The following is a 25,370-nucleotide window of genomic DNA, read 5'->3' as shown; positions in this document are numbered from 1 at the left end:
TGAGCCGCCTCATCTTTCTTGTCCGTTGCGGTCGGTCACCAGGTGCGGGTGGCACCGGTCGTGAGACTCCTGCCGGGCCTGCGCCACTTCGGCTCCTGGTCCAGCGTGTGTGTGGTGATGTGGCGCAGCCGGCGCATGGTCGCCCCGTACAGTCCGACCGCGTTCGACGAGAGTTTCCCGCCGGGCGGCTCGTCCATGAACGGCATGAACTTGTCCGGGAATCCCGGCATGGTGCAGCCGATGCAGATTCCGCCGACGTTGGGGCAGCCGCCGATACCGTTCATCCAGCCGCGCTTCGGCACATTGCACTTGACCGTGGGGCCCCAGCAGCCGAGTTTGACAATGCATTTGGGTGATCCGTATTCGGTGGCGAAATCACCCTGCTCGTAGTAGCCGGCCCTGTCGCACCCCTCGTGGACGGTCTGTCCGAAGAGCCACGCGGGGCGCAGCGCGTCGTCGAGCGGAATCATCGGGGCCTGGTCCGTGGCCATGTAGAGCAGATACGTCAGTGTCTCGGACAGGTTGTCAGGCTGGATCGGGCATCCGGGGACGCATACGATCGGAATTCCCGCCTTGGACTTCCAGTCCCAGCCCAGATAGTCGGGAACTCCCATCGCACCCGTCGGGTTGCCCGACATGGCGTGGATACCGCCGTAGGTCGCGCACGTCCCGACCGCCACGATGGCGGTCGCCTTCGGTGCCAGCCGGTCGATCCACTCACTGGTGGTCATGGGCTGTCCGGTGGCCGGGTCGTTGCCGAAGCCACACCAGTAGCCCTCGTCGTGCAGCTGCTCGTTGGGGATCGACCCCTCCACGACCAGCACGAACGGCTCCAGCTCTCCTCGGTCGGCCTTGAAGAACCATTCGAGGAAGTCGTCGGCGCCGCCGTTCGGCCCGCACTCGAAGTCGATGAGCGGCCAGTGCACCGCGACCTGCGGAAGGCCGGGCAGGGCGCCGAGCGCGATCTCCTCGATGCTCGGCTGGGTGGCCGCCGTCAGGGCCACGGAATCGCCGTCACAACTGAGTCCGGCATTGATCCAGAGGACGTGGATCAGTGTTTCCTCTGCCTTTACCGCTGCTTCTGTCGGCATAGCGCTGCCGCCTTCCGGTGCCGGCGTGCCCATTCCAGAAAGCGCTGGATCGGGGCGCCTGGCTCACGAGTGTGGTGTCGCTCACATTGCTACCATCTAGGCCCGGCGCATGCGCCCTGTCAACGCGAGAAGAACTCCGTACGAGCGTCCTCGGGCCGCGCCATTCGGCGGTGTGCACACCGGATGCGCCCTGCCGGGCAGAACCGGTGGCTATTTCCTCCTGCGGCCGGGCCGGGATTGCGCCGGTCGAATGAACCGGAAAAGGAAATGACCCGACCGAATCAGCTGTAAGAGGCACGCGCGGGTTTCAGGTCCTACGGTCGTGCCACCGATGCGGGAACGAGGCAGAGATGCATGAATTGTCGATCACGCAGAGCGTCGTCGACATGGTCTGCGAACGGGCCGACGGAAGGCCGGTCCGCACCGTCAGCGTGCGGGTCGGAGTGCTCACGGCGGTCGTGGCCGAGTCGATGCGGTTCTGCTTCGACCTGATCACGGCGGGCACGGTGGCCGAGGGCGCGCGACTGGAGATCGACCAGCCTCCGGGAGCGGCGCGCTGCCGCACCTGCGACAAGGACTTCACCCTGACCGATCCCGTACTGCTCTGTCCGTGCGGCAGCGCCGACGTGGAGATCACGTCGGGGCGTGAACTGCAGATCATCTCGATGAAAGTGGGCTGACCCATGTGCGGTACCTGCGGTTGTGGCGACGAAGGCGGCGGCACGCGCATTGCGCTGCCCCAGGAGGAGCACGCACGGGCCACCGGACGTCCGCACCACGGCCACGGCCACGGTCAGGACCACGGTCACGACCACAGCCATGACCGTGACCACGGCCCGCACGGCCACGAGGCTGCGCACGACACCGGCGAGACGGTCACCCTCGAACAGCGGGTGCTCGCCAAGAACGAGCTCCAGGCGGAACGCAACCGTGGCTGGCTCGCCGAGCGGCACATCGTGGCGGTGAACCTGATGAGCTCACCCGGCGCGGGCAAGACCACCCTGCTGGAGCGCACCATCAGGGACTTCTCCGGACGGCGTCCGGTGGCCGTGGTCGAGGGCGACCAGGAGACCATGCTCGACGCCGACCGCATCAAGCGCGCCGGATGCGCGGTGGTGCAGGTCAACACCGGCGCCGGCTGCCACCTCGACGCCGACATGATGCAGGGGGCACTCACGGCCCTCGCACCGGAGCGCGGAGCACTGGTCCTGGTCGAGAACGTGGGGAACCTGGTGTGCCCGGCCCTCTTCGACCTGGGGGAGCGCAGCAGGATCGTGATCATCTCGGTGACCGAGGGCACGGACAAGCCGCTCAAGTACCCCTATATGTTCGGCGCCGCCGACCTGGTCCTCATCAACAAGATCGACCTGCTGCCCTACGTCGACTTCGACGTGGCCCGGTGCGAGGCGTACGCGCGCTCGGTCAGCCCGGACGTACAGGTGCTGGCGGTGTCCGCGACGACGGGCGAGGGGATGGACCAGTGGTACGACTGGGTTGCGGCGCTGGACGATCAGATGCTCCTGAACTGATGCCCGTTCCCTGAGCGGTGTCCGGCCTCGTCCCGGGGTGCCGGGGGTGCGCCGGGGCCCACCTCCCGAGTTGCCGCGGGGTGCGGGCACCGCTTACAACCGGTCACATGACACTGAGTTGGAAACTCGTCATCGACAGCATGAACGCGCCCGTGCTCGAGGACTTCTGGGCCGCGGCCCTGGGCTACGAAGTGGAGGACCCCAGCGAGCTCATCGGGCAGCTGCTGGCCGCCGGTCGCATCGGGGAGGAAGCGATCGCCGAGCACCAGGGACGGAAGACCTTCCGTGGCTATGCCGCGGTACGCCATCCCGATGACCCGTTCGACGAGGCCGGCGGGATCGGGCGCGGGCGGCGGCTGCTCTTCCAGGACGTACCCGAGGTCAAGGCGGGCAAGAACCGCCTCCACATCGACATCCATGGTGAGCCCGGTGGTCTCGGACAGCTGGTGGCACGCCTGGTGGACCTGGGGGCGACCCGCGTCCGCGAGGAGGACCGGGGGCCTGCCGGACACTGGTGGGTCATGCGGGACCCGGAAGGCAACGAGTTCTGCGCCGTGTGAGGGCTGCCTCCGGGCCGTCCCGGAGGCAGCCCTCACGCGCTCAGTGGCCGCATGCTGATCAGTGCACGGAGAACCCGCCGTCCACGAAGACCGACTGACCCGTGACGTACGCGGAGGCGCGGCCGGCCAGGAACACCGCCGCGCCCTCGAAATCCTCGGCCAGGCCATTGCGTCCGATCATCGTGCGCGCGGCCAGCGCGGCGGTCTTCTCGGGGTCGGACGACAGTCGCGCGTTGAGCGGTGTCATCACGAAACCGGGCACCAGCGTGTTGCAGGTGACACCGTGCGGCGACCAGGCCTCGGCCTGTGAACGGGCCAGGGACTCCAACGCACCCTTGGATACCCCGTAAGCACCGCTCTGGACGAAGGCCCGGTGCGCTTGCTGCGAGGTGACGTGGATGATCCGGCCGAAGCCGCGCCCGGCCATGCCGGGGCCGAACCGCTGCCCCAGCAGGTGGGGCGCTTCCAGATTCACGGCCATCGTGGTGTCCCACACCTCGTCGCTCAACTCGCCCATCGGCGGCCGCAGGTTGATCCCGGCGGAGTTGACGAGGATGTCGGGCTCGCCGAAGGTTTCCACTGCCTTCTCGGCCGCCGCGCGGACGCCCTCACGGGTGCCCAGGTCGGCGCTCACCCACGCCGCCCGGCAGCCGTCCGCCGTGAGTTCGCCGACGGTGGCGGCCAGCTCCGCCTCCCTGCGCGCCACGACGACCACGCTCGCACCGGCCCGGGCCAGCGCCCCGGCGATGCCGCGGCCGATGCCGGAACTCCCACCGGTCACGACGGCGACCAGGCCGTCCAGGGAGAACAGTTCGGAAAGGTAGGCCCGAGAGGTCATGCGCGCCTCCCGGTGTGGACGGCCGCACGGTCCGGCACCGCGGTCGCTGTCGCGCTTTTCAACGTCTTTCCTTCCGTGTGTGGTGGCCGGGCCCGGCGTCGTGAGCCGGGCGCGGCACTAGACCCCGGTGTCCTGCCCCGGTGTGCCTTCGGGCCGCTCCCGGGCCGTCGCCGGGTCCTCGGACATTCCGTCTCCCATGAGCAGTGACAGCACCAGGACGACGAAGGCGGCGCCGAGTCCTACGCCCGACCATCCCATGCGCTGGATCCGGGCGGAGCCGCAGGCCGGTGAGGTGTCGCGGTTGTCCGCCAGCGCGTCGTCGCCCGCCGGATCCAGGACCGAGCCGCAGGTCACCTGCACGGTGGAGTTCCCCTCCGCGTACTCGGAGGGGTCGGGGACCTTCGGTGACACCGGCAGGAGCAGCAGACCCACCGCTGCCACCGCGATCAGCAGCGCGAGGGTCGCGCCGCCTCGCACCACCCCGGGCAGCCTGCCCAACGACCGGCCCGGCCGGACGCGTTGGGACTCTCCCGGTATGCCGTCGCGCTCGCCGCCCACTTCCGTACCCCCGCTGCTCGTCGGCCGAAAACTTCCGGCCGCTGAGGCCAGCCTGCGTATCGCCCGGCACCGGCACCGGTGCCGCAGGTACGGTCGCCCGCCGGGCAGTGCGCCCGGGCCGGCCGTCAGAGCAGTTTGGCCACGGTCAGCAGGAGAGCGGAGTCCTCCAGGGCGTCCACCCGGTGGCGGCTGTCGGGCACGATGATCAGGTCACCCTGACGGCCCTCCCAGGACAGGTCGCCCGCCGAGAGCCGCACCCGGCCCTGCAGTACCTGCACCGTGGCCTCGCCGGGGTTCTCGTGCTCCGCGAGGTGCGAGCCGCGCGTCATCCCGATGACCGTCTGGCGCAGGACCTTCTCATGACCGCCGTAGACGGTGTCCGCTGTGTGACCGCCACCGGCCGTGGCCGCCAGTTCGATCTGCTGGCGGGCCAGGGCTTCGAGAGAGAGTCTCTGCATGACGTCATTCTCCCGCATCGGCCCGTCCGGGCAACGTGGACGGCGCCGGGCGCACGGGACCGGATCGAGCGGGGGCCGGGCATACGGGTCCGGCAGGAGCCGGTGACGTCACCGGCGGCCGGTACGTCAACGGGCCGGTACACAACCGGCGGGTCCAGCAACGGGCCCGTACCCGACCGGCAGGTACGTCAACGGACGGACGGGTACATCCCCGGCCGGTACGTCACCGGGCCGGGGTGGCGCCCGGCCCGGCACGGCGGCTGCTGCCGTGCCCGCCCGCCCGGCGGACGATCAGGCTGATGACAGTCGAGTTGACCAGGGCCGCCGCCACCAGCACGACCCAGCCCAGAGGCCCCTCGATGCCGGGCAGCAGCAGAAGCAGGCTGCCCGGCGCGGTGAGCAGGATCGGGTACACCCCGGCGAACGACGCGTCCGGGTGCGAGACCAGCGTGGTGTCCACCCAGACCCAGACCAGCAGGGCCGCGATGACCATGAGGTATCCGCGAGATACCCAGTCACCCGCCACTGTCCGGCCGATCCGCTGCGCCGGGCTCTTGCCGTTCATCGTCGCTCCACCACCGTCGTGTCGTTGTGGCCGGGATGCCGCGCCTGCCTGTCACGTCCGGCAGCCGCGTGTGCGAGTGCATGAGCCGCACCCCGCTTCCTTCTTCCTCCAGGCTGCCGGGACCGGGCGGACGAGACGTGAGTACCGGTACTCAACCCCGGCCGAGTACGGGGGCGATGCGCGATTCCCGACATGGGGCGGTCCGCGCCGAATGCCGTACACGCGAGCTGGGCAGGTACGGGTGTGCGGCGCCCGGACGACCGGACGGCGCTGACCCGGAGGGGGCGCGAAACGTCATGGAACAAGCTGGCTGGCAGTTTTCCGACGACCGTGGGCAGCTGTCGACGGCCGGGCGGACGCCGTCGAGGGTGACGGCGTACATCCGGGCCGGAGCCACTCTGCAGGACCACGGACTGGCCCCGCACGCGGTCTTCGGCTCCCTGCACGACGGCGCTGTGGTCGACCCGGCGAAGGCCGGATCGCTGTCGCCCGACGTCCGCTACCTGGGGGCCGGCAGCGCACTGGATCTGGAGACGCTGCTCGGCGGCGCCCCGGACCTCGTGGTGGCGGTCAGCTACGGCGGCGGCCAGGTGTACGGACTGGACCCGGACACCGCCAAACACCTGGAGGAGCAGATCCCCGTCGTGGTCATCGACGTCGGGCAGACGCACACACTGGCCGGGATCAGGGACCGGTTCGACGCGCTCGCCCGCTCGCTGGGGGCGGGTGGTGACGGAGAACAGCAGCAGCTGCTGGACGCCGCACACCAACGGCTGCGCGCGACGGCGGACATACCGTCCCGGCCGGGGGTGCTCGCACTCTCGCCCGCCGGCCCCGACCAGGTGCATCTGGCGCGCCCCGGCGCCTGGCCCGAGCTGCGCGCCCTGACGGAGCACGGCGTCAGCATGGTGCGGCCGCCCGACGGCGCGGGCGCCAACTGGGCCACCGTCAGCTGGGCGGAGGCGGCGGAGCTGCACCCCGATGTCGTGCTCGCCGATGTCCGGTCGAACGCCACCCCCCTCGGTGAACTGCGCGGCAACGACGAGTGGCTGCGCCTCACCGGCCGGGCGCGCGTCCTGCCGTGGAATCCGGAAGCCCCGGACAGTGCCCGGGCCCACACCCGGTTCTTCACGTCGGTGGCCGACGCGCTGGAGGCCGCCGCGGAGTGAGTGCGCTCACACCCGGCGCTGATCACGGCACTCATCCGTGTCGGTGTTGGGCCGAACGGGTGAAGGGGGTCAGAATTGGCTGATGCAGATAGAAAGCCCAGCCGAGGTGGTCCGGTGAGCAGGTACGACGAGTACGACGTCACCGACGAGCAGTGGGAGGGGCTCGCCCAGGTGGTGCCGCTGCGCGGGCGCAACGAATGGCCCTCGCGAGTCGACCACGAGACGATCCCCAACGAGTACGCGGCCGAGCAGCGCCGGTTCGTGGTCCTGCGCGTCCAGGTCTTCGCGGACGCCCGTGAAGTCGCCGAGTACCTCGTCGGGCAGGTCCCGGTGCTGCTCGACCTGACGGGGGCGGAGACCGAAGTGGCCAAACGGATCCTGGACTTCAGCAGCGGTGTGGTCTTCGGCCTCGGCAGCGGGATGCACCGGGTCGACAAGAACGTCTTTCTGCTGGCCCCGGCCGGCATGGAGGTGGAGGGGATCGCGGCGGCCGCAGTCCCCCGATCGTAGGAAGGTCATGCAGACGGAACGGTTCGCCACGGTGACGCGTGCGTACGGTCCGGACCATGGACGCAACCTACGCACGCCCGACCGTCACCGAACTGCGGCTGTCGGCCTTCAAGTCGCACCGCGGCGCCGTCTTCCCGCTCGCCCCGCTGACCCTGTTCACGGGGGCGAGCGGGAGCGGTAAGACGAGCGCGCTCCAGGTGTACGAGGCGCTGGCGCGTCTCGGCGCGGGAGACGAGCTCGGTGAGGTCTTCGAGGATCCGGGCAGCTGCGTCCCGGAGTGGGCCTGTGCGGACGCCCAGGGGCGCCGGGGGTTCCGGATCGGCTGCACCGTCGACGGCCCGGCCGGCCCCGTACACCTGGATCTGGCGGTGCAGGCCGAGCCCGAACTGCGCGTGGTCGGCGAACGGCTCACCGCGGACGGCCAGTTGCTGCTCTCCACGGCACTGCGCGATCCGGCGCGCAGGACCGTGCAGGCCGCCTGGCACACGGCGGGTGCCGTCCCGGTGACCCGGGCACCGCTGCCCGACGACCGCATGGGGACCGCACTGCTTCCGCTGCGGGTGGCGGGCAAGACCGACGGGCAGCTGAAGGTGCTGGCCGCTGCCGAGCAGGTGGTGGTGGCGCTGCGCTCGGTCTTCGCCTGCGACCCCCAGCCGCACCGGATGCGGCGTCCGGTGCCGGCCGGTGCGGGGCTCCTGCGGCGGGGGTGCGACAACCTGGCTTCGGTGCTGTACCGAACCCAGTCCGAGTGCGCGAACCGGCACCGGCAGCTGGTCGCCGCGGCGCGTGCCGGGTGCGCGGGGCCGGTGGCGGGGCTCGCGGCCGAGGAGTTGACGGACGGGCGGGTACGGGCGGTGCTCGGCCGGGGCAGCGGATCGGGCACACCGGTGGAGCGGCTGGGCGAGGGCGAGCTGCGCTACCTCGCGCTCGCCCTGGTGCTGCTGACCGGGCCCGGTGTGCTCGCGGTGGATCCCGCGGGTGAGGTGCCGCCCGCGATGCAGTCGCTGACGGTCCTGGCCGACGGGTTCGACCGCTCCCTCGACCCCCGGCAGGCGCGCGAGCTCGCCGCTCTCGCCGCGGGCATCTGCGGCCAGGGCCACATCAGGGTGGTGGGCACGGCTTCGGACGCGCGGTGGGCCGGTGAACTGGCGGGTGTCTCGGTGGTAGACCTGAGCGCGTGACAGAACTGGATGTAGCGCAATTGCAGCGCCGGCTGGCCGAGTTCGCCGCGGCGCGGGACTGGCAGCCCTATCACACGCCGAAGAACCTGGCCGCGGCGCTGAGCGTGGAGGCGTCCGAACTGGTCGAGATCTTTCAGTGGCTGACGCCCGAGGAGTCGGCCCGGGTGATGGAGGACCCCGGGTCGGCACACCGGGTCGCGGACGAGGTCGCCGATGTTCTCGCCTATCTGCTGCAGTTCTGCGAGGTGCTCGGGCTCGATGTTCTTACGGCACTTTCAGACAAAATTGACCGAAATGAGACACGTTTTCCGGCGAAGCGCGCCGTGAATCGTCACTCTCCGGAGTGAGTGAGTTATCAACAATGCGTCTTGCGTCCACAGATTTCCGAATTCCTCTGGCTTTATGGTCCATCCACCTTCACTCTGGGTAATGAAAGGGGAGACGGTAAGTCATACGAACGGGGACAGGGATGGACGGGGTGCGGCTCATCGCAATCAGCCGGGACGCTCTGGCGCGGAGCGTCCCGGAGTTGGACACCATGGTGGAGGCCTGGCAGGCGCAGGCGCTCTCCCGCGCCGTGGGCGGACATCTGGCACTGCGCGGTCCGCAGGAGCTGCGGGCCGACGCGCGGGCGCTGGGTGAATCGGGCGGCCGGGGGTGCGGGGCGCTCGAAGTGCCGACGGTGCGCGGCGGGCTGATACGGGCCGCGCAGCTCACCGAAGTGTCCGATGTGCGCGAGGTGTTGACGGCGCTCGGGGTGCTGCTCGGCGAGGTGGGCATCGCCCTGGTCGGTGTCGCCTGCGGGACCGACGAGGAGTCGGTCTACTGGCAGTGCATCGAGGCCATGGACGCGGCGGACGAGTCGGGCGACCGGGTGCGCGGAATGCTGCGGAAGCTGGCGGAGCGGGACGCGGAGAGGTCCCCGAGGTAGAGCCGGGGTGGGAGGAGAGGAGGAAGCCGCGGGAGAGGGGGAGCGAGGACCCGGAGGGACAGGGGGCGGGGTCTCGGAGGCGGTGGGTTCTCGGAGCGGGCGGCTTCGCCGATGCGGCGGCTTCACGGAGGGGGCGGGGTCACGAAGGGGGCGGGGTCACGAAGGGCGGTTCGCGGAGGCGGCGGATCTCGGAGCAGGCAGGATGTCGGGGCAGGCGAGGTGCCGGGGCGCGCGAGGTCTCGGAGCAGGCGGGGTTTCGGGGCGGGCGGGCCCGGTGATCCTTCGCCGGCGCCGGGGGGAATCGCCGGACACCGACCGGACGGGCACTGCGGGAGGCGTCGCGGAGCGGCCGAAGGTGCAGGATGGATGCATGGATCTTCGAATCTTCACCGAGCCCCAGCAAGGGGCGAGCTATGACACTCTGCTGACCGTCGCCAAGGCAACCGAGGACCTCGGCTTCGATGCCTTCTACCGCTCGGACCACTATCTGCGGATGGGATCGGGTGATGGCCTCCCCGGCCCCACCGACGCCTGGATCACGCTGGCGGGGCTCGCCCGCGAGACCCGGCGGATCCGCCTCGGGACGCTGATGACGGCGGGCACGTTCCGGCTGCCCGGTGTTCTCGCCATCCAGGTGGCGCAGGTCGACCAGATGTCCGGAGGCCGCGTCGAGCTGGGCCTGGGGGCGGGCTGGTTCGAGGAGGAGCACCGGGCGTACGGGATCCCGTTCCCCAAGGAGAAGTTCGGCCGCCTGGAGGAGCAGCTGGCCATCATCACCGGGCTCTGGGAGACCAGGACCGGTGAGACCTTCAGCTATGACGGCACGTACTATCAGCTCAGCGAATCGCCCGCGCTGCCCAAGCCCGCCCAGGCGAAGGTGCCCGTGCTGATCGGCGGGCACGGGGCGACCCGTACACCCCGGCTGGCCGCGCAGTACGCCGATGAGTTCAATATCCCGTTCGCCTCGATCGAGGACAGCGAGCGGCAGTTCGGACGGGTCAGGGCAGCGGCCAAGGCGGCCGGCCGGGCGGACGACCTGGTGTACTCCAACGCACTGGTCGTCTGTGTCGGCAAGGACGACGCCGAGGTGGCGCGCCGTGCGGACGCCATCGGGCGGGACACGGCGGACGTGAAGGCGAACGGGCTCGGTGGTTCGCCCGCCGAGGTCGTCGACAAGATCGGCCGCTACGAGGCCATCGGCGCGTCGCGCGTCTACCTCCAGGTGCTCGACCTCGACGATCTGGACCACCTGGAGCTGATCTCCTCGCAGGTCCTCTCCCAGCTGAAGTAGGAGCCAGGGTGCGCCCCGTCCGTACACTCGCCGCCGCGCTGGCCGAGTCCACCGTCGTGCTCGACGGCGGTCTCTCCGGCCAACTGGAGGCACAGGGCTGCGATCTGTCCGACGCGCTCTGGTCGGCGCGGCTGCTCGCCGACGATCCGCAGCAGATCGTGGCGGCGCACACGGCGTATGTACGGGCGGGCGCCCAGGTACTCATCACCGCGAGCTACCAGGCCACGTTCGAGGGCTTCGCACGGCGCGGGGCAGGCCGGGACGAGGCCGCCGGGCTGCTGGCCCGCAGTGTGCGGCTGGCCCGGGAGGCCGCCGGGACGGCGGACCGCGACGTCTGGGTGGCCGCCTCCGTCGGTCCCTACGGCGCGATGCTCGCCGACGGCAGTGAGTACCGCGGGCGGTACGGGCTCTCCGTCCGGGAGCTGGAGCGCTTCCACCGGCCCCGGATCGAGGCGCTGGCCGCGGCAGGCCCCGATGTGCTCGCCCTTGAGACGGTGCCGGACACCGACGAGGCCGAGGCGCTGCTGCGGGCGGCCGAGGGATGCGGGACGCCGGTCTGGCTCTCGTACAGCATCGCGGGGGAGCGGACCAGGGCCGGGCAGCCGCTGGACGAGGCCTTCGCGTATGCGGCTGACCTGGATCAGGTCGTGGCCGTGGGGGTGAACTGCTGCGCGACCGGGGATGTGGACCGGGCCGTGGAGCTCGCGTCCTCAGTCGCCGGCAAGCCGGTGGTCGTCTATCCGAACAGCGGCGAGCAGTGGGACGCGGAGCGCCGCTGCTGGCGCGGCCGTTCCACTTTCCGGGCCGCGCGGGTGCGCGGCTGGGAGCAGGCCGGCGCCGCACTGGTCGGTGGCTGCTGCCGGGTCGGCCCGGAGGAGATCGCGGAGCTCGCACGGCTCCGGACACCGTCCCGAAGACCATGAAAACCTCTGGTCGGGCCCGGTCGCGCGGGCGATACTCGGACCTGTGTTCCTGACGATCAGCACCACCGGCACCCCAGAGCGCCCCGCCACCGACCTCGGCTTCCTGCTGCACAAGCATCCCGACAAGGCGCAGGCGTTCTCCACCTCGCACGGCACGGCGCACGTCCTCTACCCGGAGGCCACCGCCGAGCGCTGCACGGCCGCGCTGCTGCTGGAGGTGGATCCGGTGGCGCTGGTGCGGCGCGGTAAGGGCAAGGGCCGCGGCGGCGCACCCGACGCGGCGCTCGCCCAGTACGTCAACGACCGGCCGTACGCGGCGTCCTCGCTGCTGTCCGTGGCCATGACCACCGTCTTCAAGAGCGCTCTGCGCGGCGTGTGCACCGCGCTCCCGGAGCGGGCCGAAGCAACGATGCCGCTGCGGATCGAGGTGCCCGCGCTGCCCGCCAGCGGCGGCCCCGGCCTGGTGCACAAGCTCTTCGCCCCGCTCGGCTGGGAGCGGGTGAAGGCCGAGCCGGTGGCCCTGGACGAGAAGTTCCCGGAATGGGGCGAATCACGGTACGTGCGCCTCGTACTAGAAGGTGAACTGCGGCTCGCCGACGCGCTGCGGCAGCTGTATGTGCTGCTCCCGGTCCTCGACGACGCCAAGCACTACTGGGTGGCACCCGACGAGGTCGACAAACTGCTGCGCGCGGGCGAGGGCTGGCTGGCCGATCACCCCGAGCAGGCTCTGATCACCAGCCGTTATCTGTCGCGGCGCTGGGGACTGACCCGGCAGGCGAGGGAGGCACTGGAACTGGTGCGGCTCGCGGAGGCCGACGACACCGAGGTCGAGTCGATCGACAACGCCGTCGACGAGACCACGGACACCGAGGAGCAGCCGGTACCGCTGGCGGCGCAGCGCCGCGCGGCGATTCTGGACGCGCTGCGCACGGCGGGCGCGAGCCGGGTGCTCGACCTGGGCTGCGGGCAGGGCCAGTTGGTGCAGGAGCTGCTGAAGGACGCCCGCTTCACCGAGGTCGTCGGCATGGACGTGTCGATGCGTGCGCTGAACATCGCGGCCCGCAGGCTCCGGCTGGACCAGCTCGGCGAGCGCCGTGCGGCCAGGGTGAAGCTCATCCAGGGCTCTCTGGCGTACACCGACAAGCGGCTCAAGCGGTATGACGCCGCGGTGCTGAGCGAGGTCGTCGAGCATGTAGACCCCGAGCGGCTGCCCGCGCTGGAGTACGCGGTCTTCGGCGCCGCGCGACCGCAGACCGTGCTGGTGACCACGCCGAACGCCGAGTACAACGTCCGCTGGGAGACGCTGCCCGCCGGACAGGTGCGCCACCGGGACCACCGTTTCGAGTGGACCCGCGAGGAGTTCCGGGGCTGGGCCGGAAAGGTGGCCGAACGCCACGGATACGGCGTGGAGTTCACGCCCGTGGGGCCCGATGACCCGGAGGTCGGCCCGCCGACCCAGCTCGCTGTGTTCACCATGATCCCGAAATCCACCACGGCCCCGAAGGAGGCGAAAGCGGCATGAGCAGCAGCGGAGACAGCAGAGACACCAGAGACACCGGAGACGACAGCACCACGGGCACCCCAGCGACAAACACCGGCCCCGGTACGCCCGCCGGCCCGCGCACCCTCCCCGTGACGGACCTCTCCCTCGTGGTCCTCATCGGGGCCACCGGTTCCGGCAAGTCCACCTTCGCGCACCGGCACTTCAAGTCCACCGAGATCATCTCGTCGGACTTCTGCCGCGGTCTGGTGGCCGACGACGAGAACGACCAGAGCGCCAGCGGTGACGCCTTCGACGTCCTCCACTACATCGCGGGAAAGCGGCTGGCCGCCGGTCGGCTGACCGTCGTGGACGCGACCAACGTGCAGTCCGAGAGCCGCAAACAACTGGTGCGGCTGGCCCGGGAGTACGACGTGCTGCCCATCGCGATCGTGCTCGACCTGCCCGAGGAGGTCTGCGCCGAGCGCAACGCCGGACGCCCTGACCGGGCCGGTATGCCCCGCCACGTCGTCCAGCGGCACCGCCGCGAACTGCGCCGCTCGCTGCGCGGCCTGGAGCGCGAGGGCTTCCGCAAGGTGCACATCCTGCGCGGCGCGGCGGAAGTCGAGGCGGCCGAAGTCGTCCTGGAGAAGCGGTACAACGACCTCACCCACCTCACCGGCCCCTTCGACATCATCGGTGACATCCACGGTTGCAGTTCCGAACTGGACACCCTCCTCACCCGCCTCGGCTACACCGACGGCGCGCACCCCGAAGGGCGTACGGCTGTCTTCGTCGGCGACCTGGTGGACCGCGGTCCGGACAGCCCGGGTGTGCTGCGCCGGGTCATGTCGATGGTCGCCGCGGGCAACGCGCTCTGCGTGCCCGGGAACCACGAGAACAAGCTCGGCCGTTACCTCAGAGGACGGAAGGTCCAGCACAGCCACGGACTGGCCGAGACCATCGAGCAGCTGGAGAAGGAGGACGCACGGGACCCGGACTTCCGCGAGCGGGTGCGGGAGTTCATCGACGGGCTCGTCAGCCACTACGTCCTGGACGGCGGCCGGCTCGTCGTCTGCCATGCCGGGCTGCCCGAGAAGTACCACGGCCGCACCTCCGGCCGGGTCCGCTCGCACGCGCTGTACGGGGACACGACGGGCGAGACCGACGAGTTCGGGCTGCCCGTGCGCTACCCCTGGGCCGAGGACTACCGCGGCCGCGCCGCCGTCGTCTACGGGCACACCCCCGTGCCGAGCACCAGCTGGATCAACAACACCCTCTGCCTGGACACCGGCGCGGTCTTCGGCGGGCGGATGACCGCGCTGCGCTGGCCCGAGCGCGAACTGGTCGACGTCCCCGCCGAGCAGGTCTGGTACGAGCCGGCCCGCCCGCTCACCACCGAGGCGCCGGGCGGCCACGACGGCCGTCCGCTCGACCTCGCCGACGTCAGCGGCCGACGCGTCGTGGAGACCCGGCACACCGGCCGGGTAGCGGTCCGCGAGGAGAACGCGGCGGCGGCACTGGAGGTCATGAGCCGCTTCGCCGTCGACCCGCAGCTGCTCGCGTACCTTCCGCCGACCATGTCCCCCACGGGCACCTCGCATCTGGACGGCTATCTGGAACACCCCGCCGAGGCCTTCGCGCAGTACAGGGCGGACGGCGTCGCGAAGGTCGTGTGCGAGGAGAAGCACATGGGCTCGCGCGCGGTCGCCCTCGTCTGCCGGGACGCCCAGGCCGCGCGTGAGCGCTTCGGGGTGTCCGGACCCACGGGTTCCCTGCACACCAGGACCGGCCGCCCCTTCTTCGACGACCCCGCCGTCACCGAGGAGATACTGGGGCGGCTGCGCACGGCTGTCACCGACGCCGGACTCTGGGACGAGCTGGCCACCGGCTGGCTGCTGCTCGACGCGGAGCTGATGCCCTGGTCGCTCAAGGCGACGGGTCTGCTGCGCAAGCAGTACGCGGCGGTGGGCGCCGCCTCGCGCGCCGTCTTCCCCGGTGTCGTCGGGGCGCTGGAAGCGGCCGCAGCGCGGGGCGTCGAGGTGGGCGGGCTGCTCGAAGGGCAGCGCGCCAGGGCCGATGACGCGGTCGCCTTCACCGAGGCGTACCGGCGGTACTGCTGGACGACGGACGGTCTGGACGGCGTACGGCTGGCACCGTTCCAGCTGCTCGCGGCCGAGGGCCGGTCGCTCGCGGCCGTGCCCCACGACGAGCAGCTCGCCTGGCTCGACCGGCTGGTCGAGCACGACCAGAGCGGCCTCCTGCGGACCACCCGCAGGCTGGTCGTCGACACGGGCGACAAGGAGTCCGTCCGCTCGGGCACCCACTGGTGGCTGGAGATGACCGGCCGCGGCGGCGAGGGCATGGTCGTCAAGCCGCTCCAGGCGCTGGTCCGCGACGGCAAGGGGCGGCTCGTCCAGCCCGGCATCAAGGTGCGCGGACGCGAGTACCTGCGGATCATCTACGGCCCCGAGTACACCCGCCCGGACAACCTGGCGAAGCTCCGTCAGCGCTTCCTCGGCCACAAGCGCTCCCTCGCGCTGCGCGAGTACGCCCTGGGTCTTGAGGCGCTGGACCGGCTGGCCGACGGCGAACCGCTCTGGCGGATCCACGAGGCGGTCTTCGCCGTGCTGGCCCTGGAGTCCGAGCCGGTCGACCCGAGGCTCTGAACTGCGGCCCCCAGCGGTGTTCCGGACACGCCCCGCCCATTCCCTTCAGGGGTGAGCGGGGCGGACCGGGGACAGGATGGGGGGATGGGATTTCATGTCGACTCCGAGACGGGGCCGCTGCGCCGCGTCATCCTGCACCGGCCGGGTCTGGAACTGAAGCGGCTCACCCCCAGCAACAAGGACGCACTGCTCTTCGACGACGTGCTGTGGGTGCGCCGCGCCCGTCAGGAGCACGACGGCTTCGCCCATGTGCTGCGCGAGCGGGGTGTCGAGGTGCATCTCTTCGACGACCTGCTGCGGGAGTCGCTGGAGGTGCCCGAGGCCCGCACGCTCGTCCTGGACCGGGTCTTCGACGAGAAGGAGTACGGCCCGCTCGCCACCCACCATCTGCGGACGGTCTTCGACGAACTGTCCGTCGGTGACCTGGCGGAGGCGCTGGTCGGCGGCATGACGAAACGGGAGTTCCTGGAGCGGTACCGGGAGCCGGTCTCGGTCCGCTTCCATGTGATGGATCTGGACGACTTCCTGCTCGACCCGCTGCCGAACCATCTGTTCACCCGCGACACATCGGCCTGGATCTACGACGGTGTCTCCATCAACGCGATGCGCTGGCCGGCCAGGCAGCGCGAGACCGTCCACTTCGAGGCGATCTACCGCCACCACCCGCTCTTCACCGGCTCGGGCCCCTTCCACCACTGGTCGCAGGGGCAGGTCGACTACCCGTCCACCATCGAGGGCGGCGACGTCCTGGTCATCGGCAACGGCGCGGTCCTGATCGGCATGAGCGAGCGGACCACGCCGCAGGCGGTGGAGATGCTGGCCCGCGGGCTCTTCGCGGCCGGTTCCGCGCGCACCATCGTGGCGCTCGACATGCCCAAGCGCCGGGCGTTCATGCATCTGGACACCGTGATGACCATGGTCGACGGCGACACCTTCACCCAGTACGCGGGTCTTGGGATGCTCCGCTCGTACACCATCGAACCGGGCCGCGGCGAACAGGAGCTGAAGGTCACCGACCACCCGCCGGAGCGGATGCACGACGCCATCGCCGAGGCGCTGGGGCTGAGCGGGATCCGGGTGCTGACCGCCACCCAGGACGTCCACTCGGCGGAGCGCGAGCAGTGGGACGACGGCTGCAACGTCCTCGCCGTCGAGCCGGGTGTGGTCGTGGCGTACGAGCGCAATTTCACCACCAACACGCATCTGCGCAAGGAGGGCATCGAAGTCATCGAGATCCCCGGCAGCGAACTGGGGCGGGGCAGGGGAGGGCCGCGGTGCATGAGCTGTCCGGTCCAGCGGGATGCCGTATAGTGATGCGTTCAATCGCATAGAATTCCACTGACCCCCATCCCTTCCCTTCGCGCCCCCAGGAGCAGCCACCATGGCGATAGACCTCGCAGGCCGCCACTTCCTCAAGGAGCTCGACTTCACCGCGGAGGAGTTCCGCGCTCTGGTCGAGCTGGCCGCCGAGCTCAAGGCGGCCAAGAAGTCGGGCACCGAAGTGCAGCGGCTGCGCGGCCGGAACGTCGCCCTGATCTTCGAGAAGACCTCGACCAGGACCCGCTGCGCCTTCGAGGTCGCCGCGGCCGACCAGGGTGCTTCGACGACCTACCTCGACCCCTCGGGCTCACAGATCGGGCACAAGGAGTCCTTCAAGGACACCGCACGGGTGCTCGGCCGGATGTTCGACGCCATCGAGTACCGCGGCGACAGCCAGCCGCAGGTGGAGGAGCTCGCCGCCTACGCCGGCGTCCCCGTCTACAACGGACTCACCGACGACTGGCACCCCACCCAGATGCTGGCCGATGTGCTCACCATGACCGAGCACACCGACAAGCCGCTGGAGCAGATCACCTTCGCCTACCTCGGCGACGCCCGCTTCAACATGGGCAACTCCTATCTGATCACCGGCGCGCTGCTCGGTCTGGACGTCCGGATCGCCGCGCCCCGCGCCTACTGGCCCGCCGAGGACGTCGTCGCGCGGGCGCGGAAGCTCGCCGCGTCGAGCGGCGGGACCGTCACCCTCACCGAGGACATCACCGAGGCCGTGCGGGGCTGCGACTTCGTCGTGACCGACGTCTGGGTGTCGATGGGGGAGCCGAAGGCGGTCTGGGCCGAGCGCATCGCCGCGCTCTCCCCGTACGCCGTGACGATGGACGTGCTCCGGGCCACCGGCAACCCGGGGGTGAAGTTCCTGCACTGCCTGCCCGCCTTCCACGACCTGGGCACCCGGGTCGGACGAGAGATCCACGAGCAGTTCGGGCTGACCGAGCTGGAGGTCACCGACGAGGTCTTCGAGTCGGAGCACTCCGTCGTCTTCGACGAGGCCGAGAACCGGATGCACACGATCAAGGCGGTCCTGGTCGCCACCCTGGCGGGCAGGGGATAGTCATACGCCCAATTGGGTGAATATGCGATAAGGCGGCTACTATGGCGGCCATTGGTGGGGTTCGGGCTCGCACGCTCGAACCCCACTTCGCTGTGTGTACCGCTGTGCGCGCCGCTCCGCGCACGTCCGGAAAGAGACCCCGCCCCCATGCGCTCCCCCCGCACCGCAGGACCGCGTCCGCCTCGAACGCCCCGCCCGCCGGGCCTGCGCGTCAAGTCGCCCGAACTCCTGATCGCCGAATCCGGCGCGGACCTGGAGGGGCACGGTCTCCGCCGCACCATGGGGCTCTTCCAGCTGGTGTGCTTCGGCGTCGGAGCCATCGTCGGGACCGGTATCTTCGTCGGCCTCTCCGACACCGTGGCGAAGGCGGGGCCCGCGGTCATCGTGTCGTTCGTGCTCGCCGCGGTCACCTGCGTCTTCACGGCGTTCTCCTTCGCCGAGCTGGGCGGCGCGATCCCGGTGTCGGGCAGCTCGTACTCCTTCGCGTACGCCACGCTCGGCGAGCGCACGGCGTTCCTCGTCGGCTGGTGCCTGTTCCTCGAATACGGCATCTCGGTGAGCGCGGTCGCCGTCGGGTGGAGCCAGTACCTCAACGAGCTGCTGAACAGCGTCGTCGGGTGGGAGCTGCCCGCCGCGCTCTCCAGCGGCCCCGGTGCGGGCGGGGTGATCAACCTGCCGGCCGTCGTGGTGATCGGACTTGCCGCTGTGCTGCTGGTGCGCGGTGTCCGGGAGAGTGCGCGCGCCACCGCCGCGATGGCCGTACTGAAGATCGGCATCCTGCTGGTCTTCTGCGCCGTCGCCTTCACCGCGTTCCGGGACGGCCACCTGGTGCCGTTCGCGTCCGGCGGTGTCGGCGGCGTCACCTCCGGCGCCTCGATCGCCTTCTTCTCGTACATCGGGTTCGACGCGATCACCACGGCCGGCGAGGAGGTCAGGAACCCGCGGCGGAACATCCCGTTCGCGATCATGATCTGCATCGGCATCGTGACCGTGCTGTACTGCGCGGTCGCTGTCGCGGCCATCGGCGCGTGCGGGGCGCCCGCCGTCGCCGACCGGCCCGCCGCGCTCTCCCTGATCGTCAATCAGGTCACCGGCTCCACGGTCGGCGGCGGCGTCATCGCCTTCGGCGCGGTCGTCGCCATCGCTTCGGTGGTGCTCGCCGTGATGTACGGGCAGACCCGCATCCTGATGTCGATGTCCCGCGACGGGCTGGTCCCCGCGGTCTTCGAGAAGGTCTCGCCGAAGACCTCGACGCCGGTCTCCAACACCTGGATCGTGGCGACCGTCGTCGCCGTGCCCGCCGCTTTCTCCTCGCTCGACGTCGTGGTGAACCTGACGACCATCGGGGCGCTGGCCACGATGGTCGCCGTGAACGTCGCGGTGGTCGCGCTGCGCCGCAGCCACCCGGCGCTCCCGCGCACCTTCCGGGTGCCGCTGTTCCCGGTGAGCCCCGTCCTGGGGGTCGGGTTCTGTGTGTACCTGATGTACGGGACCGGCTGGCGGACCTGGCTCCAGTTCGCGGCCTTCCTGCTGGCCGGTGCGGTCGTCTACGCCGCCTACGGGCGGCGCCGCTCCCGGCTCGGAGCGCGGGAGCTCAGTACGCAGGCCCCGCCGGAAGCGTGAACCAGACGGCCTTGCCGTGCTCCGTCGGGCGGTGGCCGTAGGACGAACTGAGCGTCCGGATGAGCAGCAGGCCGCGGCCGTGCTCCTGCCACGGGTCGGGCGGGCCGGTCGGCGGCGTCCGGGTCAGATCACCGGGCGGGACCGGGTCCCGGTCGTGCACCTCGACCTGGCAGCCGGTGTGCAGGACCTCCACGACCAGCTCGATGGGGTCGCTGCCGAGCGTGTGTTCCACGGCGTTGGCGACCAGCTCGGACGTGAGGAGCTCGGCCGTGTCGGAGTCCGCGGCCTCCTCGCCCTCCAGGTCGGCGAGCACCGTACGGATCAGCGCACGCGCTATCGGCACCGCGGCCGCGGTGTGCGGCAGTGCGATGCGCCACGAGGCGGGGCGCGAGGTGTCCGGCACGGCTGGTGGTCCGTTCGGTGTGGAGGGGGTTGTCCTGATTTCAACGATACGGAGCCGGAGGCGTCGCGAGTAGAGGCAGCGGCCCGGAGGAAATGGGACCTGTGCCACATTCTGGCGGGACTTCCGGGCAGAGTCCTGTCATCTTCTTTATCGCGTACTCGTGACGGTAGTCACGGAGGAGTGATAATTTGAGGGGGCACGCCGCTCTTTCACCGGGTCTCCGGCCTCCTTCGGACGAGTCCCCCGACCGAAGGAGGCCGCACACCATGAGCCCCTTTTCCGGCTCAGCAGACCCGGTGGAGCACTGGGAGCACCTCCGTGTGACCAGGCAGGACGGGGTCGCCACCGTCACGTTCGCCCGCCCGGAGAAGCTCAACGCCCTCACCTTCGGCGCCTACGCGGATCTGCGCGACCTGCTCGCCGAGCTGTCCCGCGAGCGGTCGGTACGGGCCCTGGTCCTCGCCGGCGAGGGCCGCGGATTCTGCTCGGGCGGCGACGTCGAGGAGATCATCGGCGCCACCCTCGCCCTGGACACCGCCCAGCTCCTCGACTTCAACCGGATGACCGGCCAGGTCGTCCGGGCGCTGCGCGAGTGCCCCTTCCCGGTGATCGCCGCCGTGCACGGGGTCGCGGCGGGCGCGGGCGCCGTCCTCGCGCTGGCCGCCGACTTCCGGGTCGCCGACCCCACCGCCCGCTTCGCCTTCCTCTTCACCCGGGTCGGGCTGTCCGGCGGCGACATGGGCGCCGCCTATCTGCTGCCGCGCGTCGTCGGCCTCGGGCACGCGACCCGGCTGCTGATGCTGGGGGAGCCCGTCCCGGCACCCGAGGCCGAGCGGATCGGCCTGATCAGCGAGCTGGCCGACGAGGGCCGGGCCGACGAGCGGGCCGCCGTGCTGGCCCGCCGGCTCGCCGACGGCCCGGCGCTCGCGTACGCGCAGACCAAGGCGCTGCTCTCCGCCGAACTCGACATGCCGCTCGCCGCCGCCGTCGAGCTGGACGCCGCCACGCAGGCGCTGCTCATGAACGGCGAGGACTACGCCGAGTTCCACGCCGCCTTCACCGAGAAACGGCCCCCCAAGTGGCAGGGCAGGTAACCGTGACCGCCGGTACGGGGGAGCGCGCCCGACCCGCCCTGCGGGTCGCGGTCGTCGGCGGGGGACCCGGCGGCCTCTACGCGGCCGCCCTCCTGAAGCGGCTCGATCCCGCCAGGTCCGTCACCCTCTGGGAGCGCAACGCCCCCGACGACACCTTCGGTTTCGGCGTCGTCCTCTCCGACGAGACCCTCGGCGGCATCGAGCAGGCCGACCCGGCCGTCCACCGCGCGCTGCAGGACGAGTTCGTACGGTGGGACGACATCGACATCGTGCACCGCGGCACGACCCTGACCTCGGGCGGGCACGGCTTCGCGGCGCTCGGCCGGCGCCGGCTCCTGGAGATCCTGCACGAGCGCTGCCGCGCGCTGGGCGTACGGATCCGCTTCCGCACCGAGGCGCCGTCCCCCGCCGAACTGGCCGCGACCCACGACCTGGTGGTCGCCGCCGACGGAGTGCACAGCGCCACCCGGCAGGCCTTCGCCGAGGTCTTCGCGCCCCGTATCACCACCCACCGCTGCCGCTACATCTGGCTCTCCGCGCCCTTCGCCTTCGACGCCTTCCGCTTCGAGATCGCCGAGACCGAGCACGGAGTGATGCAGCTGCACGGGTACCCGTACGGGCCGGAGGCCTCCACGGTCATCGTCGAGATGCGCGAGGAGGTCTGGCACGCTGCGGGCCTCGACCGCTGCGACGAGCGGGAGTCCGCCGCGCGGTGTGCCCGCATCTTCGCCGGCGCGCTCGGCGGGAGGCCGCTCACCGGCAACAACTCCACCTGGACCGCGTTCCGCACCGTGGTCAACGACCGCTGGTCGCACGGGAACACGGTGCTGATCGGCGACGCCGCCCACACCGCGCACTTCTCCATCGGCTCCGGCACCAAACTCGCCGTCGAGGACGCCCTCGCACTGGCGGCGGCCATCGAGGAGCAGCCCGACCTGCCGACGGCCCTCGCCGCGTACGAGAGCGAGCGCCGCCCGGTCGTCGCCTCCACCCAGCGGGCGGCCGCGGCCAGCCTGGAGTGGTTCGAGCAGCTGCCCCTGTATCTCGGCCAGCCGGCACGGCAGTTCGCCTTCAACCTGCTGACCCGCAGCCGCCGGGTCACGCACGGCAATCTGCGGCTGCGTGACAGCGCCTTCACGGACACGGTGGAACGCGAGTTCGGCTGCCGGGACGGCACACCGCCGATGTTCACCCCGCTGCGGCTGCGCGGTCTCGAACTGCGCAACCGCGTCGTGGTCTCGCCCATGGACATGTACTCGGCGCACGACGGTGTCCCCGGTGACTTCCACCTCGTCCACCTGGGCGCCCGCGCCCTCGGCGGCGCGGGCCTGGTGATGACCGAGATGGTGTGCGTGAGTCCCGGGGGGCGCATCACCCCCGGCTGCACCGGCCTGTACACCGGCGAGCAGGCGGCGGCCTGGAGCCGCGTCACCTCCTTCGTGCACGAGCAGTCACCCGGCACCGCCATCGGGATCCAGCTGGGGCACTCCGGCCGCAAGGGGTCCACCCGCCTCATGTGGGACGGCATGGACGAGCCACTCGCGGACGACAACTGGCCACTGTCGGCCGCGTCCCCGCTTCCGTACCGGCCGGGCGTCAGCGGGACCCCGACGGAACTGGACGGAGCCGGACTCGCCGCTGTCCGCGAGGAGTTCACCGAGGCGGCGCGCCGCGCCGCGCGGGCGGGCTTCGACCTGCTCGAACTGCACTGTGCGCACGGCTATCTGCTCTCCGGTTTCCTCTCCCCGCTCACCAACCTGCGCACCGACGGCTACGGCGGCTCCCTCAGCGGCCGCCTGCGCTTCCCCCTGGAGGTCTTCGACGCGGTCCGGGCGGTCTGGCCCGACGACCGCCCGATGTCGGTCCGTATCTCGGCGGCCGACTGGGCCCCGGGCGGCACGACCCCGGACGACGCGGTCGGGATCGCCCGCGCCTTCGCCGCCCACGGGGCCGACGCGATCGACGTCTCGACGGGCCAGGTCGTCCCCGGCGAGAAACCCGCGTACGGCCGCTCCTACCAGACCCCGTACGCCGACCGCATCCGCAACGAACTGGGCGTCCCGGTGATCGCGGTGGGCGCCATCTCCTCCTGGGACGACGTCAACTCGCTGCTGCTGGCGGGCCGCACGGACCTCTGCGCGCTGGCCCGCCCGCATCTGTACGACCCGCACTGGACCCTGCACGCGGCGGCGGAACAGGGCTACGAGGGCCCTGCCGCGCCCTGGCCCCTCCCGTACCGGGCGGGCAGCCGTGCCCCCAGAACAGGGCGGACGGACGCGCCGAGGCCGAGGCTCAGCCTGGGGGCCGCCCGTAACCCACTGGCGTAGCCCGCTGACGGGCGCACGACACCACCGGGGCGGGGTTGCACGACGACCGCCCCGGGCCGTCCCGCCGGCGCCGGTCCGCCGCCGTCCGGCCCATGGGAATCCGCTCGCACGGGAATCCGCTCACCCCAGCCGGAACCGCTGGAGCTTCCCCGTCCCCGTCCGCGGCAGCGCGTCCGCGAACACCACCTCCCGGGGGCACTTGTGCGGAGCCAGCTCGGCCTTCACGAACTCCCGCAGTGGCTCCGCCTCCCGCGCCGCTCCCTCGCGCAGCACCACATGCGCCACCACCACCTGCCCCCGCTCCGCGTCCGGACGGCCCACCACCGCCGCCTCCAGGACGTCGGGATGGCGCAGCAGCGCGTCCTCGACCTCGGGGCCCGCGATGTTGTACCCGGAGGAAATGATCATGTCGTCGGCGCGTGCCACATAGGTGAAGTAGCCGTCCGCGTCGCGCAGATACGTGTCGCCGGTGAGGTTCCAGCCGTCCCGCACGTACTCGGACTGGCGCTCGTCGGCCAGATAGCGGCAGCCCACGGGACCGCGCACCGCGAGCAGACCCGGCTCGCCGTCCGGCACCGGACGGCCGGAGCCGTCCACCACCCGTGCCTGCCAGCCGGGCACCGGAACACCGGTCGTCCCGGGGCGCGCCGCCCCGTCCGCCGCCGAGATGAAGATGTGCATCAGCTCCGTCGCACCGATGCCGTTGATGATGCGCAGTCCGGTCCGCTCGTGCCAGGCGTGCCAGGTGGCCGCGGGCAGGTTCTCCCCGGCCGACACACAGCGCCGCAGTGCCGAGACGTCGTACGAGCCGAGCCCCTCCAGCATCGTGCGGTACGCGGTCGGCGCCGTGAACAGCACCGACACCCGGTGCCGGGCGAGCGCGGGCAGCAGCTGGCGCGGCCCGGACCGTTCCAGCAGCAGGGCCGAGGCACCGGCCCGCAGCGGAAAGATCACCAGACCGCCCAGGCCGAAGGTGAAGCCGAGCGGGGGACTCCCCGCGAAGACGTCGTCGGGCCGGGGTTTCAGCACGTACCGCGCGAAGGTGTCCGCGACGGCCAGCACATCGCGGTGGAAGTGCATACAGCCCTTCGGCCGCCCGGTGGTGCCGGACGTGAAGGCGATCAGCGCCACGTCGTCCGAGGAGGTCGCGACGGCCGCGTACCCGTCGGGTCTGGTCGCGGCCAGCCGCAGCAGGTCCTGCGGCCCCTCGCCGCCGTATGGGGTGATCCGCAGTCCGGGGACCTCCGCCTTCACCAGGTCGCCGACCGACCGGATGTCGCACAGCGCGTGGCTGATCCGGGCGAGCGAGCACACTTCGGCCAGTTCGTGCGGACGCTGGGTGGCCAGCACGGTCACCGCCACCGCGCCGGCCCTCACCACCGCGAGCCAGCAGGCGGCCAGGTGCGGTGTGGTGGGACCGCGCAGCAGCACCCGGTTACCCGGCACGACCCCGAGGTCCGATGTGAGGACATGGGCGATACGGCACACCTCGGCCCGGAGTTCGCCGTACGTCCACAGCTCACCGGCGCCGGTGCGGAAGGCGGGACGGTCGGCCCCGAAGCGCTCGATGGTCCGGTCGAGCAGCTCCGCCCCGCAGTTGAGCCGGTCCGGACAGGCCGGCCCGGGAAGATCATCGAGGAGCAGCCGGGGCCACTGGTCGGCGGGCGGCAGCTGCTCGCGGGGAAAAGTGTCGACGTGCGCTGAGGTTTTCAGCTCCATCACAGGATCGCCCCCTTAGGCGGCATCGCACATGGAGCGTATCGTTTGCGTGACGACAGTCA

The 25,370-nt window shown here is 71.1% G+C and carries 24 protein-coding genes; 17 read left to right on the top strand and 7 right to left on the bottom strand.

What is annotated here, in order from left to right; translation table 11 throughout:
* Nucleotides 1–35 precede the first annotated feature (35 nt).
* On the bottom strand, nucleotides 36–1,091 hold the full coding sequence (locus OG285_RS06425; RefSeq protein WP_356830254.1) for a hydrogenase expression protein HypE: 1,056 nt from the start codon (nucleotides 1,089–1,091) through the stop codon (nucleotides 36–38).
* 350 nt (nucleotides 1,092–1,441) lie between these two features.
* Between OG285_RS06425 and OG285_RS06420 the strand changes: the two genes are divergently transcribed.
* The 3 genes from OG285_RS06420 (at nucleotide 1,442) to OG285_RS06410 (ending at nucleotide 3,180) form a co-directional block, all read left to right on the top strand.
* Nucleotides 1,442–1,771 (top strand): hydrogenase maturation nickel metallochaperone HypA, encoded by a 330-nt coding sequence (locus OG285_RS06420; protein WP_356830256.1) that lies wholly within the window; start codon nucleotides 1,442–1,444, stop codon nucleotides 1,769–1,771.
* Nucleotides 1,772–1,774: 3 nt separating this feature from the next.
* Entirely contained in the window at nucleotides 1,775–2,620 is an 846-nt protein-coding gene (gene hypB, locus OG285_RS06415) for a hydrogenase nickel incorporation protein HypB (RefSeq protein WP_371790465.1), read from the top strand.
* 107 nt (nucleotides 2,621–2,727) lie between these two features.
* The gene (locus OG285_RS06410; protein WP_371790464.1) at nucleotides 2,728–3,180 is read left to right on the top strand and encodes a VOC family protein; all 453 of its coding nucleotides are present in this window, start codon (nucleotides 2,728–2,730) and stop codon (nucleotides 3,178–3,180) included.
* A 58-nt stretch (nucleotides 3,181–3,238) separates the two neighbouring features.
* Here the strand turns inward: OG285_RS06410 and OG285_RS06405 are convergent, their stop codons facing one another.
* The 4 genes from OG285_RS06405 to OG285_RS06390 form a co-directional block, all read right to left on the bottom strand.
* Entirely contained in the window at nucleotides 3,239–4,018 is a 780-nt protein-coding gene (locus tag OG285_RS06405; RefSeq protein ID WP_371790463.1) for an SDR family NAD(P)-dependent oxidoreductase, read from the bottom strand.
* Nucleotides 4,019–4,135: 117 nt separating this feature from the next.
* A complete protein-coding gene (locus OG285_RS06400; RefSeq protein WP_371790462.1) occupies nucleotides 4,136–4,498 on the bottom strand; it encodes a hypothetical protein in 363 nt (120 codons plus the stop codon).
* 203 nt (nucleotides 4,499–4,701) lie between these two features.
* The gene (locus tag OG285_RS06395) at nucleotides 4,702–5,034 is read right to left on the bottom strand and encodes a cupin domain-containing protein (RefSeq protein ID WP_356830266.1); all 333 of its coding nucleotides are present in this window, start codon (nucleotides 5,032–5,034) and stop codon (nucleotides 4,702–4,704) included.
* A gap of 223 nt (nucleotides 5,035–5,257) precedes the next feature.
* Entirely contained in the window at nucleotides 5,258–5,599 is a 342-nt protein-coding gene (locus OG285_RS06390; RefSeq protein WP_356830268.1) for an SCO4225 family membrane protein, read from the bottom strand.
* Nucleotides 5,600–5,895: 296 nt separating this feature from the next.
* On the opposite strand from OG285_RS06390, the gene OG285_RS06385 reads away from it, so the two are divergent.
* The 12 genes from OG285_RS06385 (at nucleotide 5,896) to OG285_RS06330 (ending at nucleotide 19,765) form a co-directional block, all read left to right on the top strand.
* A complete protein-coding gene (locus OG285_RS06385; protein WP_371790461.1) occupies nucleotides 5,896–6,768 on the top strand; it encodes an ABC transporter substrate-binding protein in 873 nt (290 codons plus the stop codon).
* Nucleotides 6,769–6,882: 114 nt separating this feature from the next.
* On the top strand, nucleotides 6,883–7,278 hold the full coding sequence (locus OG285_RS06380; protein ID WP_164266402.1) for a cell division protein SepF: 396 nt from the start codon (nucleotides 6,883–6,885) through the stop codon (nucleotides 7,276–7,278).
* 56 nt (nucleotides 7,279–7,334) lie between these two features.
* A complete protein-coding gene (locus OG285_RS06375) occupies nucleotides 7,335–8,459 on the top strand; it encodes an AAA family ATPase (protein WP_371790460.1) in 1,125 nt (374 codons plus the stop codon).
* A complete protein-coding gene (locus OG285_RS06370) occupies nucleotides 8,456–8,806 on the top strand; it encodes a nucleotide pyrophosphohydrolase (protein ID WP_371790459.1) in 351 nt (116 codons plus the stop codon). Before OG285_RS06375 ends, OG285_RS06370 begins: the two co-directional genes overlap by 4 nt.
* 122 nt (nucleotides 8,807–8,928) lie before the next feature.
* On the top strand, nucleotides 8,929–9,390 hold the full coding sequence (locus OG285_RS06365; protein ID WP_356830276.1) for a DUF6099 family protein: 462 nt from the start codon (nucleotides 8,929–8,931) through the stop codon (nucleotides 9,388–9,390).
* Between the two features lie 370 nt (nucleotides 9,391–9,760).
* Complete coding sequence (locus tag OG285_RS06360) at nucleotides 9,761–10,681, top strand: LLM class F420-dependent oxidoreductase (RefSeq protein ID WP_356830278.1); 921 nt, start codon at nucleotides 9,761–9,763, stop codon at nucleotides 10,679–10,681.
* Nucleotides 10,682–10,689: 8 nt separating this feature from the next.
* The gene (gene mmuM, locus OG285_RS06355) at nucleotides 10,690–11,604 is read left to right on the top strand and encodes a homocysteine S-methyltransferase (RefSeq protein ID WP_371790458.1); all 915 of its coding nucleotides are present in this window, start codon (nucleotides 10,690–10,692) and stop codon (nucleotides 11,602–11,604) included.
* Between the two features lie 43 nt (nucleotides 11,605–11,647).
* Nucleotides 11,648–13,126 carry a 3' terminal RNA ribose 2'-O-methyltransferase Hen1 gene (locus OG285_RS06350; RefSeq protein ID WP_371790457.1) on the top strand — a complete coding sequence of 493 codons (1,479 nt, stop codon included), beginning with the start codon at nucleotides 11,648–11,650 and terminating at the stop codon, nucleotides 13,124–13,126.
* Complete coding sequence (locus OG285_RS06345; protein ID WP_371790456.1) at nucleotides 13,123–15,753, top strand: polynucleotide kinase-phosphatase; 2,631 nt, start codon at nucleotides 13,123–13,125, stop codon at nucleotides 15,751–15,753. Before OG285_RS06350 ends, OG285_RS06345 begins: the two co-directional genes overlap by 4 nt.
* An 84-nt stretch (nucleotides 15,754–15,837) precedes the next feature.
* On the top strand, nucleotides 15,838–17,064 hold the full coding sequence (locus OG285_RS06340; protein WP_356830286.1) for an arginine deiminase: 1,227 nt from the start codon (nucleotides 15,838–15,840) through the stop codon (nucleotides 17,062–17,064).
* A gap of 70 nt (nucleotides 17,065–17,134) precedes the next feature.
* On the top strand, nucleotides 17,135–18,142 hold the full coding sequence (gene argF, locus OG285_RS06335; RefSeq protein ID WP_371790455.1) for an ornithine carbamoyltransferase: 1,008 nt from the start codon (nucleotides 17,135–17,137) through the stop codon (nucleotides 18,140–18,142).
* Nucleotides 18,143–18,289: 147 nt separating this feature from the next.
* Entirely contained in the window at nucleotides 18,290–19,765 is a 1,476-nt protein-coding gene (locus OG285_RS06330) for an amino acid permease (protein ID WP_371790454.1), read from the top strand.
* On the opposite strand, the gene OG285_RS06325 is transcribed toward OG285_RS06330, so the two are convergent.
* Nucleotides 19,737–20,168: an ATP-binding protein gene (locus OG285_RS06325; RefSeq protein ID WP_356830292.1), complete on the bottom strand. Its 432-nt coding sequence runs from the start codon at nucleotides 20,166–20,168 to the stop codon at nucleotides 19,737–19,739. The two genes, OG285_RS06330 and OG285_RS06325, sit on opposite strands and share 29 nt — an antisense overlap.
* Before the next feature lie 266 nt (nucleotides 20,169–20,434).
* Here OG285_RS06325 and OG285_RS06320 point away from each other — a divergent pair, with 266 nt between their 5' ends.
* Both OG285_RS06320 and OG285_RS06315 read left to right on the top strand, forming a co-directional pair.
* The gene (locus tag OG285_RS06320) at nucleotides 20,435–21,262 is read left to right on the top strand and encodes an enoyl-CoA hydratase family protein (RefSeq protein ID WP_371790453.1); all 828 of its coding nucleotides are present in this window, start codon (nucleotides 20,435–20,437) and stop codon (nucleotides 21,260–21,262) included.
* Entirely contained in the window at nucleotides 21,247–23,589 is a 2,343-nt protein-coding gene (locus tag OG285_RS06315) for a bifunctional salicylyl-CoA 5-hydroxylase/oxidoreductase (protein ID WP_371790452.1), read from the top strand. Before OG285_RS06320 ends, OG285_RS06315 begins: the two co-directional genes overlap by 16 nt.
* A gap of 120 nt (nucleotides 23,590–23,709) precedes the next feature.
* Here OG285_RS06315 and OG285_RS06310 read toward each other — a convergent pair whose 3' ends face one another.
* Nucleotides 23,710–25,308 (bottom strand): AMP-binding protein, encoded by a 1,599-nt coding sequence (locus tag OG285_RS06310; RefSeq protein WP_356830298.1) that lies wholly within the window; start codon nucleotides 25,306–25,308, stop codon nucleotides 23,710–23,712.
* Nucleotides 25,309–25,370: the final 62 nt, after the last annotated feature.

The organism is Streptomyces sp. NBC_01471 (assembly GCF_041438865.1).
GTDB lineage: Bacteria > Actinomycetota > Actinomycetes > Streptomycetales > Streptomycetaceae > Streptomyces.
Note: the sequence above shows the minus strand (reverse complement) of the source record. Positions and strands in the feature narration are given on the sequence as shown.

Coding starts and splice junctions, on each gene's coding strand:
- OG285_RS06410 (WP_371790464.1), top strand. CDS start 2,728: ATGACACTGAGTTGGAAACTCGTCATCGACAGCATGAACGCGCCCGTG.
- argF (WP_371790455.1), top strand. CDS start 17,135: ATGGCGATAGACCTCGCAGGCCGCCACTTCCTCAAGGAGCTCGACTTC.
- OG285_RS06365 (WP_356830276.1), top strand. CDS start 8,929: ATGGACGGGGTGCGGCTCATCGCAATCAGCCGGGACGCTCTGGCGCGG.
- OG285_RS06330 (WP_371790454.1), top strand. CDS start 18,290: ATGCGCTCCCCCCGCACCGCAGGACCGCGTCCGCCTCGAACGCCCCGC.
- OG285_RS06360 (WP_356830278.1), top strand. CDS start 9,761: ATGGATCTTCGAATCTTCACCGAGCCCCAGCAAGGGGCGAGCTATGAC.
- OG285_RS06320 (WP_371790453.1), top strand. CDS start 20,435: ATGAGCCCCTTTTCCGGCTCAGCAGACCCGGTGGAGCACTGGGAGCAC.
- OG285_RS06395 (WP_356830266.1), bottom strand. CDS start 5,034: ATGCAGAGACTCTCTCTCGAAGCCCTGGCCCGCCAGCAGATCGAACTG.
- OG285_RS06345 (WP_371790456.1), top strand. CDS start 13,123: ATGAGCAGCAGCGGAGACAGCAGAGACACCAGAGACACCGGAGACGAC.
- OG285_RS06390 (WP_356830268.1), bottom strand. CDS start 5,599: ATGAACGGCAAGAGCCCGGCGCAGCGGATCGGCCGGACAGTGGCGGGT.
- OG285_RS06425 (WP_356830254.1), bottom strand. CDS start 1,091: ATGCCGACAGAAGCAGCGGTAAAGGCAGAGGAAACACTGATCCACGTC.
- hypB (WP_371790465.1), top strand. CDS start 1,775: ATGTGCGGTACCTGCGGTTGTGGCGACGAAGGCGGCGGCACGCGCATT.
- OG285_RS06385 (WP_371790461.1), top strand. CDS start 5,896: ATGGAACAAGCTGGCTGGCAGTTTTCCGACGACCGTGGGCAGCTGTCG.
- OG285_RS06420 (WP_356830256.1), top strand. CDS start 1,442: ATGCATGAATTGTCGATCACGCAGAGCGTCGTCGACATGGTCTGCGAA.
- OG285_RS06375 (WP_371790460.1), top strand. CDS start 7,335: ATGGACGCAACCTACGCACGCCCGACCGTCACCGAACTGCGGCTGTCG.
- OG285_RS06310 (WP_356830298.1), bottom strand. CDS start 25,308: ATGGAGCTGAAAACCTCAGCGCACGTCGACACTTTTCCCCGCGAGCAG.
- OG285_RS06340 (WP_356830286.1), top strand. CDS start 15,838: ATGGGATTTCATGTCGACTCCGAGACGGGGCCGCTGCGCCGCGTCATC.
- OG285_RS06405 (WP_371790463.1), bottom strand. CDS start 4,018: ATGACCTCTCGGGCCTACCTTTCCGAACTGTTCTCCCTGGACGGCCTG.